The sequence below is a fragment of the Streptomyces glaucescens genome, assembly GCF_000761215.1.
Lineage (GTDB): Bacteria > Actinomycetota > Actinomycetes > Streptomycetales > Streptomycetaceae > Streptomyces > Streptomyces glaucescens_B.
On the sequence record NZ_CP009438.1, the window covers coordinates 5,532,222 to 5,548,183 of the forward strand.

Genomic DNA, 15,962 nt, shown 5'->3' on the forward strand with positions numbered 1-15,962 from the left:
GTAATGCTCCCCGCGGGACCTCCCTCTCGCCTCGTGGACGCGGCCCGCGTCCACGAGGCGACACAGGGGAGGTCCTCTTCATGACCGAGGCGAAGGCGGCGGTCGACTGGCTGGCATCCGTCGCACCGGATCCCGGTGCCTGCCGCTGGGCGTGGGAGCGCAGCCCCCTGGGGGTCGCCCTGCTGCCCGCCGGCCGGGCCTGGGACGTCATGATCCTGCCGGGCCGGCTGGGCCGTCCGGCGCTCGACGTGCTCACCCGTGTCCTCGGCCGCCCGGGCCCGGTGCTCGCCGGCTCCGGTGGCGCCCGGACGGGCTTCTTCGTGCCGCCGGGCACCGCCGGCCGCTGGGTCGGCACCGGCGTCCGCGCGGCCGGGTCCGGCACCTGGATCGTGGTGCCGTACCCGGGCCGGGCGGTGGGCGGGATGCGCTGGCTGGTGCCGCCGGACGGGTCCGGCACCCTCACCGATCCGGTCCCGCTCGAACTGGCGATGCACGAGGCGGCGGCGCGCCTGGCCACGGAGGGGGGCCGGTCGCAGGAGCGCCCAGCCCCTTGACACGGCGATTGGTCTGGACCAAGTTGTGAGCGCTCCACCCTCCAATTCCCCCGTCACCGGAGGCACTTGTGGACCGCGCCCGCCACATCCGCGTCAGACCGCTCGCCCTGCTCACCGCCGCGGCACTGACCCTGCCCGGCATCACCGCCCTCTCGTCGGCCGCCCGCGCGGCCGACCCGGACCTCCTGCGCAACGGAGGCTTCGAAGCCGGCCTCGACGGCTGGACCTGCACGGCCGGCACGGCCGTCGGCACACCGGTGCGCAGCGGCACCTCCGCCCTGCGCGCGACCCCGGCCGGCGCCGACCACGCCCGCTGCGCGCAGACCGTGACGGTGCGACCCGACTCCGAGTACACGCTCACCGGCCATGTCCGCGGCTCCTACGTGTACCTCGGCGCGTCCGGCACCGGCACCACCGACGTCTCCGCCTGGACCCAGTCCGCCACCGACTGGCAGCGGCTCACCACCACCTTCCGCACCGGCCCGTCCACCACCCGGGTCACCGTCTACACCCACGGCTGGTACGGCACCGGCCCCTACCACGCCGACGACCTCTCCCTGACCGGCCCCGGCGCCGGCCCCGCCCAGCCGCCCGCCGCCCCCGCGGGCCTCACCACCGGCAGCGTCACCGCCACCTCCGTCGACCTGTCCTGGACGGCCGTCCCCGGCGCCACCGGCTACGCCGTCTACCGCGACGGGGCCAAGGTCCGGACCGTCACCGGCACCACGGCCACCGTGACCGGCCTGGCACCCTCGACGGCGTACTCCTTCCAGGTCACCGCCGTGAACGACGCGGGCGAGTCCGCCCGTTCGGCGACGGTCACCGCGACGACGGCGCCCGGCTCCGGCGGCGGCACCCCGGACCTCCCGCCGCACGCCCTGGTCGGCTACCTGCACGCCACCTTCGCCAACGGCTCCGGCTACACCCGCCTCGCCGACGTCCCCGACAGCTGGGACGTCATCGACCTGGCCTTCGGCGAGCCGACCTCGGTCACCTCCGGCGACATCCGCTTCACCCGCTGCCCGGTCACCGAGTGCCCGAACGTCGAGTCCGACGCCGAGTTCAAGGCGGCCGTCAAGGCCAAGCAGGCGGCGGGCAAGAAGGTGCTCATCTCCATCGGCGGCCAGAACGGCCAGGTGCGGCTCACCACCGCCGCCGCCCGCGACACCTTCGTCTCCTCCGTCTCGAAGATCATCGACGAGTACGGCCTGGACGGCCTGGACATCGACTTCGAGGGCCACTCGCTCTCCCTGGACGCCGACGACACCGACTTCCGGAACCCGAAGACCCCGGTGATCGTGAACCTGATCTCCGCGCTGAAGACGCTCAAGGCGAAGTACGGCGACGACTTCGTCCTCACCATGGCCCCGGAGACCTTCTTCGTCCAGCTCGGCTACCAGTACTACGGCACCGGCAAGTGGGGCGGCCAGGACCCCCGCGCCGGGGCCTACCTGCCGGTCATCCACGCCCTGCGCGACGACCTCACCCTGCTGCACGTCCAGGACTACAACTCGGGACCGATCATGGGTCTCGACAACCAGTACCACTCGATGGGCGGCGCCGACTTCCACATCGCGATGACCGACATGCTGCTCACCGGCTTCCCGGTCGCCGGCGACGCGAACAAGGTCTTCCCGCCGCTGCGCCCCGAGCAGGTCGCCATCGGCATGCCGGCCACGACCAACGCGGGCAACGGGCACGTGTCCCCGGCCGAGGTGGTCAGGACCCTGGACTGCCTGACCAAGAAGGTGAACTGCGGCTCCTACACCACCCACGGCACCTGGCCCGCGCTGCGCGGCCTGATGACCTGGTCGGTCAACTGGGACCGGTTCGGCGGCTGGGAGTTCCAGCGGACGTTCGACGGCTACTTCCGCTGACCCGGGCGGCGCACACGGCGTACAGCGTGAGCAGCACCGCGCCCAGGCACCAGCTGGCCAGCACGTCCAGCGGCCAGTGGTAACCCCGCCGGACCAGGCCGAGGCCGACACCGAGGACGAGCGCCGCGCACAGCGCGACCAGGCCGCGCCGGGCGGCGGCGCGGCGCAGCCACGGCAGCAGGAGCAGTGTCGCGCAGCCGTAGGCGACGACGGCGGTGGCGGTGTGGCCGGACGGGTAGTAGCCGGTGGCGGGCGGCACCGCCGGGGTGCCCGGGCGGTCGGTCAGCACCTTGAGCGGGACGACGAGCGCGGGCACGAGCGCCATCGCCAGGGCCGCGGCGGCGGCCGGCCGCCACCAGCGGTCCGTGCCGGCGGCGCGGGCCCGCCGGGCGGCGTACGCCGCGGCGAGCGCGAGCACCGGCACAGCCACCGGGACGTTCCCGAGGTCGGCGAGGAGTTCGGAGAGCCGGCCGGGACGGACCAGCGCGCCGCTCAGCCGTTCGTCCAGCCGCACCAGCGGGCCGTCCGCGACGACCTGCCAGGTGATCAGCGCGAAGCAGACCAGGGGGAGGAGAAGGAGGAGGAAGAAGGCCGGCCGCCCCGGAACAGGGGGGGTGGTTCCGGGGCGGCCGAACGGACCGGAACGCCGCGCGCCCCGGGGGGTCTGGGGCGGGCGACCGTCCGATCGGTGAGGAGATCCGGAGCCGTGGGCCCCGGTGGTGTGCGCGAGGGCACGACCAGGTCGCGACTGGGGAGGCCCCGGCCTGGCGTCGCCCACAGTCCCCTGTGGGCGGGGTGTATCTCTCATCTGCGTAGAACCTACGGCAGGGCCCGTGCGCGGGACAGCCGGAACGGCGTCCCGTCATCCACCCCGCACACCTTCTTCACACGCTCTGCCGCAGGCTCCATCAGACGGGCGACGGTCCTGCTCAGATGCGCGCGAAGGCCTGCTCGATGATGTCGAGACCCTCGTTCAGCAGGTCGTCGCCGATCACCAGCGGCGGCAGGAAACGCAGCACGTTGCCGTAGGTGCCACAGGTCAGGACCAGCAGGCCCTCGGCGTGGCAGGCCTTGGCGAGCGCGGCGGTGGCCTCCGGGTTCGGCTCCTTGGTGGCGCGGTCCTTGACCAGCTCGATGGCGATCATGGCGCCCCGGCCGCGGACGTCGCCGATGATGTCGAACTTCTCGGCCATGGCACCGAGGCGCGACTTCATGATCGCCTCGATGTTCTTCGCCCTGGCGTTGAGGTCCAGCTCCTTCATCGTCTCGATCGCGCCGAGCGCACCCGCGCAGGCGACCGGGTTGCCGCCGTAGGTGCCGCCCAGGCCGCCCGCGTGCGCGGCGTCCATGATCTCGGCGCGGCCGGTCACCGCGGCCAGCGGCAGACCGCCGGCGATGCCCTTGGCGGTGGTGATCAGGTCCGGGACGATGCCCTCGTCCTCGCAGGCGAACCACTGGCCGGTGCGGCAGAAGCCGGACTGGATCTCGTCCGCGACGAAGACGATGCCGTTGTCGTTGGCGAACTGCACGATGGCCGGCAGGAAGCCCTTGGCGGGCTCGATGAAGCCGCCCTCGCCGAGCACCGGCTCGATGATGATCGCGGCCACGTTCTCCGCGCCGACCTGCTTGGTGATCTGGTCGATGGCCTGCTTCGCGGCCTCGGGACCGGCGTTCTCCGGGCCGGTCGGCCAGCGGTAGCCGTAGGCGACCGGCACGCGGTAGACCTCGGGCGCGAACGGGCCGAAGCCGTGCTTGTACGGCATGTTCTTCGCGGTCAGCGCCATCGTCAGGTTCGTCCGGCCGTGGTAGCCGTGGTCGAAGACCACGACGGCCTGCCGCTTGGTGTACGCACGGGCGATCTTGACGGCGTTCTCGACGGCCTCGGCGCCGGAGTTGAACAGCGCGGTCTTCTTGGCGTGGTCACCCGGGGTCAGCTCGGCGAGGGCCTCGGCGACCTCCACGTAGCCCTCGTACGGGGTGACCATGAAACAGGTGTGGGTGAAGTCGGCGAGCTGCGCGGAGGCGCGGCGCACCACGGCCTCGGCGGAGGCGCCCACGGAGGTCACGGCGATACCGGAGCCGAAGTCGATCAGACGGTTGCCGTCGACGTCCTCGATGATGCCGCCGCCCGCGCGCGCCGTGAACACCGGCAGCACGGAGCCCACACCGGCGGCGACCGCGGCGGTACGGCGGGCCTGAAGCTCCTGCGACTTCGGGCCGGGGATGGCGGTGACGACGCGGCGCTCCTGCGGGACTGCGGTCATGAGGGCTCCTGGGGGTGTTTCCGGACGCTTGTCTTCTTTTCTCGCAGGTTAGGGCGGGGGAAGGGGGGTGGGCATGCTCCATGTGGGCGTTGTCGGCGGGGCCGGTTGTCCGTCGTGGACATAGGCGGCGTGGTCCGGGCCGAGGCGCGGCGGCCGGACGACCTCGGTGCGTCCCGCCGCGCCACCGGTGAACTCCCCCCGCGCGCGCGTTAGATTGACTCGCTGATGGTGCACAGACCGCCCGCGAACGCGGGACGGAACGGCTGCTCAGGGGGCAAGGGCGATGGACAGCGAGGGGACCCGGGACGCACGGGGAACGCATGCCGATCCGGTGCCGCGTCCGGCGCGGCCGCCCGAGATGCCGGCGGTGCCGCCCCGGCCCGCCGCCGCGCCACCCGTGCCGCCGCTCCCCGACGGCTCCGCCTTCCTGACCTGGCTGCGCACCCCCCGGCCCGAGGCGGCGCCCGGCGTGTGGCGGTTCGGCCACCGGCCCCGCCCCGACGAGGAACCGGAGCGGGTGCCCGGGCGGCAGCTCGTCAGCGGCGCGGTGATCGCCTTCCTGGTCGGCTGGCTGATCTGGTCACTGCTGTGGAACGGCTACCTCGGCGGCTGGTGGCTGCTGCCCCTGTACGCGATGATCCCCGACTCCTGGGCCGAGCCGCACAGCTTCGCCGCCGTCGTGGTCGTCTACGCCTACTACGTGATCGTCGGTCTGATCATCCTGGTCGCCGTCGGCCGGCTGGGCCGCTGGGGCGAGCTGTGGCGCCGCTACGGCCCGCCCGCCTGGCGCCGCCCGGCCCGCCCCGCCGCCGCGCGCCCGCCCGCGCCCGAGGAGGACCCCGCCGAGTGGCCCGCCCTGCGCGCCGCCGGGGCCGCCGACGCCGCCGACCGGCTCGCCACCGAAGCCCGCCAGGGCCTGATGCGGGACGTCGACCACGCCCGCATCGCCCGCGCCTGGCAGGGCGTGCGCAACGGCCGGCACAGCCTGGCCGCCTTCACCGGTGCGGTGCTCCGCGAGGGCTCCGCCGCCTGCCCGCATCCCTCCGGCGCCCGCGACCTGCCCGGCCGCCACGCCCGGCACGACCTGCTCACCGGCCAGGTCCGGCTCGGCACCACCGCCGACGACCCCCGCAACCCCTACGCCTACCGCGGCACCGGCCTCGCCCTCGGACCCGAACTGCTCGGCACCTCACTGCTCGCCGTCGGCCCGGCCGGCTCCGGCAAGACCGGCACCCTGGTGCGCCCGCTCGCCGAATCGCTGTGCCTGCACGCGCTGGCCGGCCGGGCCGCGGTCGTGGTGGTCGGCGCGGCGGGCGCCGGACTCGGCCCGGCCGACGCCTACGACGTCGTCGTCCGCATCGGCGACCCCCAGTCGCTGTACGACCTGGACCTGTACGGCGGCACCACCGACCCCGACGAGGCCGCCGCCATACTCGCCGAGGCCCTCACCGGCGACCTCGCCGACCCGCACCCCGGCAGTGACAGCCGCCGCTCCACCACCGTCCTCGCCCAGCTCCTCGGCCCGTACCGCGCGGTCCACGGCCGCTTCCCCTCCGTACCCGAACTGCGCGCCCTGCTCGACGGGGCGCCGGGCCCGCTGGCCGAGCTGCGGGCCGGCCTCACGGACCGCGGGCAGGACTCGCTGCTGCGCGAGCTGGACGCGCGGGAGCGCCAGATGAGCCACCCGGGTGACGTCGGAGGCGTGCTGGCGGACCGGATCGCGCTGCTCGACCGCCCGGCCTTCGCGGGGTTCTTCGACACCTCCGGCCGGTCCCGGCCGTTCTCCCTGAAGGCCCTCGACCACCCGGTCCGGGTCCGCGTCGACCTGCCCGCGCGCGGCCACGCGGACGCCTCCCGGGTGCTGGCCCGGCTGGTGCTGGCCCAGTTCACCGCCGCCGTGTCGGTGCGGGAGGACCGCTCGCTGTTCGCCTGCCTGATCCTGGACGACGCGACGGGCGTGGTGACCCCGGAGGGGGTGCGCGGCATCCAGCGGCTGCGCTCGGCGAACGCGGGCGCCGTCCTCACCCTGCGCACCCTGGACGACGTACCGCGCCCGCTGCGCGGCCCGCTCCTCGGCGCCACCGGCTGCCGGGTGGCGCTGTCCGGCCTGACCCCCTGGGACGGGCAGGACTTCGCCGAGGTCTGGGGCAAGGAGTGGACCGAGGCCCGGGACGTCACCGACCGGCAGATCATCGCCGAGACGCCCGCCGGGAAGGCCGTGCACGCGCTGCGCCGGGTGATCACCGGCAAGGCACCGACCGCCCGCGCGGTGACCGTCCGCCAGGTGGAGCGCGAACGCTGGTCCGCCTCGGAGCTGGCACACGCGGTGCCGCCCGGCCACGCGGTGCTCTCCCTCACCGACGTCAGGGGCGAGCACGCGCCGCCGCTGCTGGTCGATCTGCGGGGGTGAAGCGGCGGCCGGACCCCCTACGGTGAGGCAGAATCGAGGCGGGCCGTTCATACGCGGCGGCCAAAAGATCACGCACCCCCCTCCTCTCCTCGCTGAAGGCCGCATGCCTCCCACGCTCGCCTCCCTCGTCCAGCACTCGGCGCTCAAGCTGACCGTCCGGGCCGGCGGGGACCGCCTCGACGTGCCCGTCCGCTGGGCGCACGTCAGCGAGCTGGCCGACCCCGTGCCGTACATGGAGGGCGGGGAGCTGCTGCTGATCACCGCGCTCAAGCTGGACGCGGAGGATCCCGAGGCCATGCGCCGCTACGTCCGGCGGCTGGCCGGCGCGGGCGTGGTCGGCCTGGGCTTCGCGGTCGGCGTCAACTACGACGAGATCCCCGAGGCGCTGGTGGACGCGGCGCGGGAGGAGGGCCTGCCGCTGCTCGAGGTTCCCCGCCGCACCCCGTTCCTCGCGATCACCAAGGCGGTCTCGGCCGCCATCGCGGCGGACCAGTACCGCGCGGTCACGGCCGGCTTCGCGGCCCAGCGGGAACTGACCAGGCAGGCCCTGAGCGACGGCCCCGAGGGCCTGCTCGGCGCGCTCGCCGGCCAGGTCGACGGCTGGGCCGCCCTCTACGACGCGTCCGGTGCCGTCGTCGCCGCGGCCCCCGACTGGGCGGTCCGCCGCGCCGCCCGGCTCACCGCCGACGTGGAACGCCTGCGGGACCGCCCGGCCCCGGCCAGCTCGGTCGTCGGCGGACCCGAACACGAGGACCGCGTCGAACTCCACTCCATCGGCACCGGCCGCCGCCCCCGCGCCGCGCTCGCCGTCGGCACGGCGGCGGCCCTCGGCACGGCCGAGCGCTACGCGGTCCACTCGGCGATCGCGCTGCTCACCCTGACGACGGAACGCTCCCGCTCGCTGCACGCCGCCGAGCAGCGGCTCGGCACCGCGGTGCTGCGGATGCTGCTGGCCGGCGAGCCGGACCACGCCCGCGCGGTGGCGGGAGACCTGTACGGCGGGCTGCTGGACGCGCCGTTCCGGGTGATCGTCGCCGAGGGCGGGACGGGCGTGTCCGCACTGGCCGAGGCGGTCGAGGCGGCTGGCGCCCGCGCGGGTGAGGCGGTGCTGGCCGTCCCCGAGGGCGAGCGCCTGGTGGTGCTGGCGGCGGACGGCGGCGCGGCCGTCCAGGTCTGCGGGGACCACGCGGCGGCGCTGGAGGCGGCGCGGAGCAAGGGCCGCGCGGCCCGCGAGCAGCCGGCGGGGGAGGACGACGACCTGGTGATCGGCGTGTCGGCGCCCGCCGGCCCGATCGCGGCCGCCGCCGCGTACAAGCAGGCCGAGCAGTCGCTGTCGGTGGCCCGCCGCCGGGGCCGCGTCCTCGTCGAGCACGAACAGCTGACGTCCGGCTCGGTCCTGCCGCTGCTCGCGGACGACGCGGTGCGGGCCTTCGCCGACGGCCTGCTGCGGGCCCTGCACGAACACGACGCCACCGGCCGCGGCGACCTGGTCGCCTCCCTGCGCGCCTGGCTGTCCCGCCACGGTCAGTGGGACGCGGCGGCGGCCGACCTCGGTGTGCACCGCCACACGCTCCGCTACCGGATGCGGCGCGTGGAGGAGATCCTGGGCCGGTCGCTGGACGACCCGGACGTGCGGATGGAGCTGTGGCTGGCGCTCAAGGCGACGGCGGGGGAGCCGTAGACGGCGGCCGGCGGCCGGCGGACCCGTTCCTGATGACGGTCGAGGACGTCTTCCTCCTGCACCAGGGCAGGCTGGTCCTGGCGTCGGGCCGCATCGAGCGGGGCCGTGTCCGCCGGGGCGACGAGGTGACACCGGTCGGTTCCGGCCCCGGCACGACCGCCCGCGTGGCGGGCATCCGCGAAGGCCGCCACGCGGTCGCCGAGGCCCGCGCGGGCACGAACGCCGCGCTGCTGCTGCCGGGCGCCGTGACGGGCGGGGTCGCACGCGGGCACGTGCTCGCGGCACCCGGTTCGATCCGCGCGTACGGCGTCTTCGACGCGGAGATCGCGCTGTCGGCACAGGACGAGGGCGGCGGCGAGGTGCGTACCGGTGACGCGCTGACCTGTTACCTGCGCGCGGCCGGGGCCGAGGGCGTGGTGACCCTGCCACCCGGCCTGGACGTGCTGCCGCCGCTCCACCTGGCCACCGTCCGGATCACCCTCGGCCGGCCCGTCGCGCTGGAGCCCGGCCATCGCTTCCCCTTCCGCCGGCACGGCCGCGCCGCCGGTTGCGGCACGGTGACCCGGCTCCTCGGCTGACCGGCCGCCGCCCACCGGTCCAAAGCGGCGCACCCCCGCCCGTCACCACTACGTTTCGGACAAGCCCGCCGCCGCCCCGCCGCCCCTACCGTGGACCCCGACAGGCAACCACACCCCCAACGCGGAAGGGCACGGGCCACGACCATGACCTCCACCCACGCCTTCTGGCTCGCCGGCCGTCAGGCCACCGGCGAGACCACCTTCGATGTCGAGTCGCCGTGGGACGGTCGGCTGGTCGGCCAGGTCAGCGTGCCGACCGACGCGCAGGTCGAGGAGGCCGTGGCCGCCGCGTACGCCGTGCGGGACGAGTTCGCCGCCACGCCCGCCCACGTCCGGGCCGCCGCGCTCGACCACGTCAGCAAGCGGCTCGCCGAGCGCACCGAGGAGATCGCCCGGCTGATCTCCGCCGAGAACGGCAAGCCGATCAAGTGGGCGCGGGGCGAGGTCGGCCGTGCCGTGTCCGTGTTCCGGTTCGCCGCCGAGGAGGCCCGGCGGTTCAACGGCGGCGAGGCGCAGCGCCTCGACACCGACCTCGGCGGCCAGGGCCGGCTCGCCCTCACCCGCCGCTTCCCCAAGGGCGTCGTCCTCGGCATCGCGCCGTTCAACTTCCCGCTGAACCTGTGCGCCCACAAGGTCGCCCCGGCCATCGCCGCCGGCGCCCCGATCATCCTCAAGCCCGCCCCGGCCACCCCGCTCTCCGGTCTCGTCCTCGGTGAGCTGCTGGCCGAGACCGAGCTGCCGGCCGGCTCCTGGAGCATCCTCACGGTGCCGAACGACCGGATGCCCGCCCTCGTCCAGGACGAGCGGCTGCCGGTGATCTCCTTCACCGGTTCCGACAAGGTCGGCTACGCGATCATGGACTCGGTGCCGCGCAAGCACTGCACGCTGGAACTGGGCGGCAACGGCGCGGCCGTCGTGCTCGCCGACTGGGCGAGCGACGAGGACCTGGACTGGGCCGCGAACCGCATCGCGACCTTCTCCAACTACCAGGGCGGCCAGTCCTGCATCTCCGTGCAGCGCGTGATCGCCGACGCCGCCGTGTACGACCGGCTGCTGCCGCGTGTCGTCGCCGCCGTCGAGGCCCAGGTCACCGGTGACCCGAGCGACGACGCCACCGATGTCGGCCCGCTGGTCAGCGAGGACGCCGCCAAGCGCGTGGAGTCCTGGGTGGACGAGGCCGTCGCGGCCGGTGCCAGGCTGCTGGCCGGCGGCAAGCGTGACGGCGCCTCCTACGCGCCGACCGTCCTCGCCGACGTGCCGGCGGACGTGACCATCGCCTGCGAGGAGGTCTTCGGACCGGTCCTCACCGTGCAGAAGGTGGACGGCGAGGCCGAGGCCTTCGCCGCGGTCAACGACTCGAAGTTCGGCCTCCAGGCGGGCGTCTTCACGCACGACGTGCAGACCGCCTTCCGCGCCCACCGCGCGCTGGAGGTCGGCGGTGTCGTCATCGGCGACGTGCCCTCCTACCGCGCCGACCAGATGCCGTACGGCGGCGCCAAGCAGTCCGGCGTGGGCCGCGAGGGCGTGCGGTTCGCCATGGAGGACTACACCTACGAGCGCGTGCTGGTCCTCACCGGTCTCGCGCTCTGACCTGCCACGGACAGGTCAGCAGGCGGCGGCCGCAACCCACTGTGCGGGGGTTGCGGCCGCCGCCGTTCTTCCGGTGCCGGCCTGCTCCGGACCCTCAGCCGGAGAAGCCGACGTGCGCGAGCCGCAGCGGGCCGCGCACTTCCAGGCGGAGGTCGCGCACGCCCTCGGCGGCGCACGCGGCGGTCAGCCGGGTGTAGTCGTACGGGCCGGACGTCGGAGTGGTCAGGGTGAGCGTCGCGAGCGCCGGACCCCCGTCCAGGGACAGGGCGACCGTGCCGCCCGTGCCCGCCACCTCGACGGTCACCCCGGTGACGCCGGGGCCGAAGTCGCAAGCTTGGTAGAGGAGTTCGGCGGCCTCCCCGGAAGGTGTCACCGCGTCGCCCGAGACCTTGCCGCGGTCGACGATCTCCGCGCCGCGCTGCTCGTCGAAGCCGGCCGCGTCCAGGCCGCGGGCGACGACCGGACGCGGCGCGGCGGGCTCGCCGGCCAGGGTCACCGTGGTCCGCAGCCGGATGTCCTCGCTGGAGGCACCGGCCAGCAGCTCGTACGGGCCGGGCTCCACCCGCCAGCCGTCGCGGGCCACGTCCCAGAACGCGAAAGCCGGCAGGGGAACCTCGAAGGACAGCTCCTCGCTCCCGCCCGGGGCCAGGGTGATCCGCGCGTGCCCCAGCAGCGCCCGGCGCGGCCGGACCACCGACGGCCCGGCGGGCCGGACGTACAGCTGCGCGACCTCGTCCGCCGCCGTCCCGCCCGTGTTGGTGACGGTGAACGTCACGCGCACCGCCTCCCCCTCGGCCCGGGCCGTCAGTCCGGCGTAGCCGAACCGCGTGTACGACAGGCCGTGGCCGAACGGGAACAGGGGCGTGCCCTCGAAGTACTGGTAGGTCTGGCGGCTGCCGATGACGTCGTAGTCGAGCAGGTCCGGCAGGTCGCCGTCGTCGGCGTACCAGGTCTGCGGGAGCCGGCCGGCGGGGGAGACGTCGCCGGCCAGCACCCGGGCCAGGGCGGTGCCCGCGGCCTGGCCGCCGTGGGCGGTCCACAGCACCGCCGGCAGCGCGGCGGGGTCGACGGCGTAGGGGTAGGCGGACACCAGCGCCAGCACCGTGCGCGGGTTGGCGGCGCGGGCCGCGCGCAGCAGGCGCCGCTGGTGGGCGGGGAGCCGCAGCGTCGTGCGGTCCTCCGTCTCCCGGCCGTTCAGGTGCGGGTCGTTGCCCGCGACCACCACGACCACGTCCGCCCCGGACGCGGCCCGGCTCACCGCGTCCTCACCGCGCTCGGCGACCTCCAGCTCGAACACCGTCGGGTCCGTTCCCTCCGGGGCGGCAACCTTCACGCCGTCCGCGGCGACACAGACGGGGCGCCCCGTACCGAGGTGCCGGAGGAGGTGGCCGTTCCCGTGGGGTTCGAGGCGGAAGGTCTCCTGGACCACCCAGCCGCCGGGCTGGTCCGCGGAGGCGCGGACCCAGCCGTCGTCGGCGACGGAGAGGTAGCGCCCGTCGGGCGCGCGCAGGGTCAGCACACCGTCGCCCCAGTCGATCAGGGCGAGTTCGGTGCCGGTGGCGTCGGCGGTCAGCGGCGGCAGATCGGTGCGGCCGGCGAGCAGCGCCGGGTCGAGCGCGCCCTCGGCGCCGGGCACCCGGTCGTGCGCGTCCCCGGTCTCGGGCACCCGCAGGCAGGTCCCCTCCGGCGTCCGCAGCCGGACGCGGTCCACCCCTTCCGCGAAGGACACCCGCTCGGCGCCGAACCGCTCGCACAGGCCCTCCAGCGGGGTGCGGCGGTGGATGAGCGTGCCGCTGTACCAGTCGAGCTTGCACTCGTCGGCGAGCAGGCCGACGACGGCGATCCGGGTGTCCGGTGCGAGCGGCAGCAGGCCGTCGTTCTTCAGCAGCACGATCGCCTGTTCGGCCGCCTCCCGGGCGAGTGCGCGGTGCTCCGGGGTGTCGAAGGCGCCCGCCTCCTCGTACCCGTCGAACTCGCCGAGCCGGAAGCGGACCGAGAGCTGGCGGCGGACCGCGGTGTCGACGTCCGCCTCGGTCAGCAGGCCCCGCTCCAGGGCGCCGCGGACCCGGGCGGTGATCTTCGAGCCGTCCGTGCCGTGGTCGGTGAAGCTGTCGACCCCGGCCAGCAGCGCCGCGGCGGTCGCCTCCTCGTGGGTGTCGAAGTAGTGCTCGGAGTCGACCAGGTTGGAGGGCGCGCCCGCGTCCGAGCAGACCAGCAGGTCCTCGTCCGTCCAGGTGCGCAACTGCTCGCGCAGGTACGGGGAGACGTGGTTCGGGCGGCCGTTGACCAGGTTGTAGGCCGGCATCACCCCGGCGACCGCGCCCGCCTCCACGGTGTCGCGGAAGGCCCGCAGGTCGTACTCGTGCAGCACCCGCGGGCGGACCGAGGACGAGGAGGTGTCCCGGTTCGTCTCGTTGTTGTGCGCGAGCCAGTGCTTCAGCACGGGGGCGGTCCGCCAGTACTCGGGGTGGTCGCCGCGCAGACCGCGGGTGTAGGCGGTGGCGATCGCGGAGGTCAGCCGGGGGTCCTCGGAGTAGCCCTCCTCGTTGCGGCCCCAGAGCGGGTGGCGCAGCAGGTTCACCGTGGGCGCCCACACGTTGAGGCCGACCCGCTCGTCCCGGGCGCGCATCGCCCGGATCTCCCGGGAGACCGCGTCGCCGACCCGGCGGACCAGCTCCGGGTTCCAGGTCGCGCCGAGCCCGACCGCCTGCGGGAACACCGTCGCCGGGCCCATCCAGGCCACGCCGTGCAGGGCCTCCTGGCCGGTGCGGAACGCGGCCACGCCGAGCCGGTCCACGGCGGGCGCGAACTGGTGCAGGAAGGAGATCTTCTCGTCCCGGGTGAGCCGCGACAGCAGGTCGTCGATGCGCTTCGCGAGCGGCAGGTCCGGATCGCGGAAGGGCGGCGTGGGCGGCGGGTGTGCGGTCACGTGGGGTTCCCCTCGGGATGGAGCGGTGTGGCGCTTTCGAAGCGCTTCGATGCTCAGGGCGCACACCAGCGGGTGTCAAGACATCGCGGGGCGGCAACTCCCGGGCACGGCCGACACTTCAAGGCCTGTAAGAGAAGTGCCGGAGGCGGGAGTTGGCGCGCGTGCGAGGTGCACGGCCGAGAATCTTGGAAACGACCCTTGTGCACCCCCGGGGGTTCACTTAACCTCGCAGCACATCGAAGCGCTTCGACGATGTTCCGCTTCAGAAGTCGAAGGAACGCTTCAGCTCAGCCAGTTCCACTCAAGACACCGCAGCCGACGGCCCCACCGCCGGGTGTCCTGGTGCGCCACGAAGGGTTGACGCAATGACGCCGAACGCCGCTTCCGCCTCCTCCGGCCCCAGCCGGAGAAGCTTCCTCGCCTCGACGGCGGTCGCCACCGCAGCGGTGGCCGGCGGCCTGCCGCTGCTGGCCGCCTGCGGCGGGGGCCAGGAAGGACGCAAGGAGGGCACCACCTCGGGCAAGGACGCCGAGAAGCTCCTCCCGGCGTTCGTGGCGTCCAGCGTCGTCAGCCCGGACATCCCCGCGAAGAACGGCTCGGCCGCCGGCTTCACCCGGGCGATACCCGCCGCGCAGCTGAAGACCTCGGTGCCCCGCAAGCTCGGCAGCGGGGGCGGGCTCAGGATCATGTCGCCGTTCTGGGGCACCCCGCCCAAGGGCGGCAACCCGTACTACAGGGCCATGAACGAGGCCATCGGCGTCCAGGTGACCTGGCAGAACCAGGACGGCGTCACCTACGACCAGAAGCTCGGCGCGGTCCTCGCCTCCAGCTCGATCCCCGATGTCGTGGTGATCCCCGGCTGGAACCTGATGGGCAAGATCCCCAGCGCCGTCAACGCCAAGTTCGCCGACCTCGGGCCCTACCTCTCCGGCGACGAGGTCAAGGCGTACCCCAATCTCGCCGCCGTGCCCAGCGAGGCCTGGCAGCGCGGCATCTTCGGCGGCCGGCTGCGCGCGGTCCCGATGCCCGCCTCGTACGTCACCGACATCGCGCCGCTGTACCGCAAGGACCTCTTCGCGAAGCAGGGCTACACCGTCCCGAAGAGCCCCGCCGAGTTCCTGTCCTGGGCGAAGGAGGCCACCGACGCCAGGGGGAAGGTGTGGGCCTGCGACGACATGAAGTGGACGGCCTTCAACGTCTTCGGCGTGCTGTCCGGCAGCGACAAGGCGCTGTGGTGGCACCTCCAGGACGGCAAGATGATCAACCGGGTCGAGACCGAGGAGTACCTCGAGGCCCTGGAGTGGACGCGCAAGCTCTACGCGGCCGAGGTCGTGCACCCGGACGCGGTCTCCGGCAAGGCGGGCGGCGACGCGGGCAACCGGTTCACCGCCGGTGAGGTGCTCGTCTACAACCAGAACATCTCGTCCTGGTGGGGCAAGATGTCCGAACAGCGCACCCAGAACGCCGACTTCGACATGGCGGCGTTCGACATCTTCGGCGCCGACGGGGGCGACCCCGCGCTCTGGGCGGTGCAGCCGTCCAACATCTTCACCTTCGTCAGCAGGAAGGCGAGCGAGCAGCAGATCAAGGACTTCCTCGCGGTCTGCAACTTCTGCGCGGCCCCGTACGGGACGAAGGAGTTCATGCTCACCGCCTACGGCGTCGAGGGCACCGACTACGAGGTGAAGGACGGCCTGCCGGTCAAGACCCAGCAGGGCGTCAACGAGGTCAACGGCGCCTTCGACTACACCGGCAACCCCGCCCCCTACATCGCCTATCCCGACCTGCCCGACGTCACCCGGGGCATGGTCGAGTGGCAGCAGCGGATGGGTGCCTTCACCAGGAAGTCCTCCTTCTTCGGGCTCACCGTCACCGAGCCCGGCCGCTGGTCGAACCTCGCCGACGACTTCGAGCAGCTCGAGGACGACGTGGTGCGCGGACGCAAGAAGATCAGCGACGTCCAGCAGGCCGTCTCGGACTGGAGGAAGCAGGGCGGCGACGGACTGCGCGACTGGTACAAGAAGCTGCTCGACGACAACGGCTCCGCGGCGAACTGACGCGCACACGCAAGGAGATGGC

General features: G+C 74.1%; 10 protein-coding genes. 7 read left to right on the top strand and 3 right to left on the bottom strand.

Annotated elements, in window-relative coordinates; translation table 11 throughout:
* The first annotated feature begins 80 nt into the window (after positions 1 to 80).
* Positions 81 to 554: a hypothetical protein gene (locus SGLAU_RS24110; RefSeq protein WP_043504476.1), complete on the top strand. Its 474-nt coding sequence runs from the start codon at positions 81 to 83 to the stop codon at positions 552 to 554.
* A gap of 68 nt (positions 555 to 622) precedes the next feature.
* Positions 623 to 2,431, top strand: a complete 1,809-nt coding sequence (locus tag SGLAU_RS24115; protein WP_043504479.1) for a chitinase — start codon at positions 623 to 625, stop codon at positions 2,429 to 2,431.
* On the opposite strand, the gene SGLAU_RS24120 is transcribed toward SGLAU_RS24115, so the two are convergent.
* Together SGLAU_RS24120 and gabT are read right to left on the bottom strand one after the other, a co-directional pair.
* Positions 2,370 to 3,239: a phosphatase PAP2 family protein gene (locus SGLAU_RS24120; protein WP_078957865.1), complete on the bottom strand. Its 870-nt coding sequence runs from the start codon at positions 3,237 to 3,239 to the stop codon at positions 2,370 to 2,372. The genes SGLAU_RS24115 and SGLAU_RS24120 overlap by 62 nt on opposite strands.
* A gap of 121 nt (positions 3,240 to 3,360) precedes the next feature.
* On the bottom strand, positions 3,361 to 4,695 hold the full coding sequence (gabT, locus tag SGLAU_RS24125; protein ID WP_043504484.1) for a 4-aminobutyrate--2-oxoglutarate transaminase: 1,335 nt from the start codon (positions 4,693 to 4,695) through the stop codon (positions 3,361 to 3,363).
* 283 nt (positions 4,696 to 4,978) lie between these two features.
* Between gabT and SGLAU_RS24130 the strand changes: the two genes are divergently transcribed.
* The 4 genes from SGLAU_RS24130 (at position 4,979) to SGLAU_RS24145 (ending at position 10,954) form a co-directional block, all read left to right on the top strand.
* Positions 4,979 to 7,105: a hypothetical protein gene (locus SGLAU_RS24130; RefSeq protein WP_043504486.1), complete on the top strand. Its 2,127-nt coding sequence runs from the start codon at positions 4,979 to 4,981 to the stop codon at positions 7,103 to 7,105.
* A 103-nt stretch (positions 7,106 to 7,208) separates the two neighbouring features.
* Positions 7,209 to 8,786 carry a PucR family transcriptional regulator gene (locus SGLAU_RS24135; RefSeq protein ID WP_043504489.1) on the top strand — a complete coding sequence of 526 codons (1,578 nt, stop codon included), beginning with the start codon at positions 7,209 to 7,211 and terminating at the stop codon, positions 8,784 to 8,786.
* A gap of 32 nt (positions 8,787 to 8,818) precedes the next feature.
* Complete coding sequence (locus SGLAU_RS24140) at positions 8,819 to 9,364, top strand: hypothetical protein (RefSeq protein ID WP_043504490.1); 546 nt, start codon at positions 8,819 to 8,821, stop codon at positions 9,362 to 9,364.
* A gap of 144 nt (positions 9,365 to 9,508) precedes the next feature.
* Positions 9,509 to 10,954: an aldehyde dehydrogenase family protein gene (locus tag SGLAU_RS24145; RefSeq protein WP_043504491.1), complete on the top strand. Its 1,446-nt coding sequence runs from the start codon at positions 9,509 to 9,511 to the stop codon at positions 10,952 to 10,954.
* A gap of 94 nt (positions 10,955 to 11,048) precedes the next feature.
* Here the strand turns inward: SGLAU_RS24145 and SGLAU_RS24150 are convergent, their stop codons facing one another.
* Positions 11,049 to 13,883 (bottom strand): glycoside hydrolase family 3 C-terminal domain-containing protein, encoded by a 2,835-nt coding sequence (locus SGLAU_RS24150; RefSeq protein ID WP_043504492.1) that lies wholly within the window; start codon positions 13,881 to 13,883, stop codon positions 11,049 to 11,051.
* A gap of 365 nt (positions 13,884 to 14,248) precedes the next feature.
* On the opposite strand from SGLAU_RS24150, the gene SGLAU_RS24155 reads away from it, so the two are divergent.
* Positions 14,249 to 15,940, top strand: coding sequence for an extracellular solute-binding protein (locus tag SGLAU_RS24155; protein ID WP_043504495.1), 1,692 nt, complete (start codon positions 14,249 to 14,251; stop codon positions 15,938 to 15,940).
* Positions 15,941 to 15,962: the final 22 nt, after the last annotated feature.

Excerpts from the sequence above, each read along its gene's own strand:
- SGLAU_RS24130 (WP_043504486.1), top strand. The coding sequence starts at position 4,979 with ATGGACAGCGAGGGGACCCGGGACGCACGGGGAACGCATGCCGATCCG.
- SGLAU_RS24155 (WP_043504495.1), top strand. The coding sequence starts at position 14,249 with ATGACGCCGAACGCCGCTTCCGCCTCCTCCGGCCCCAGCCGGAGAAGC.
- SGLAU_RS24145 (WP_043504491.1), top strand. The coding sequence starts at position 9,509 with ATGACCTCCACCCACGCCTTCTGGCTCGCCGGCCGTCAGGCCACCGGC.
- SGLAU_RS24110 (WP_043504476.1), top strand. The coding sequence starts at position 81 with ATGACCGAGGCGAAGGCGGCGGTCGACTGGCTGGCATCCGTCGCACCG.
- SGLAU_RS24140 (WP_043504490.1), top strand. The coding sequence starts at position 8,819 with ATGACGGTCGAGGACGTCTTCCTCCTGCACCAGGGCAGGCTGGTCCTG.
- gabT (WP_043504484.1), bottom strand. The coding sequence starts at position 4,695 with ATGACCGCAGTCCCGCAGGAGCGCCGCGTCGTCACCGCCATCCCCGGC.
- SGLAU_RS24120 (WP_078957865.1), bottom strand. The coding sequence starts at position 3,239 with ATGAGAGATACACCCCGCCCACAGGGGACTGTGGGCGACGCCAGGCCG.
- SGLAU_RS24135 (WP_043504489.1), top strand. The coding sequence starts at position 7,209 with ATGCCTCCCACGCTCGCCTCCCTCGTCCAGCACTCGGCGCTCAAGCTG.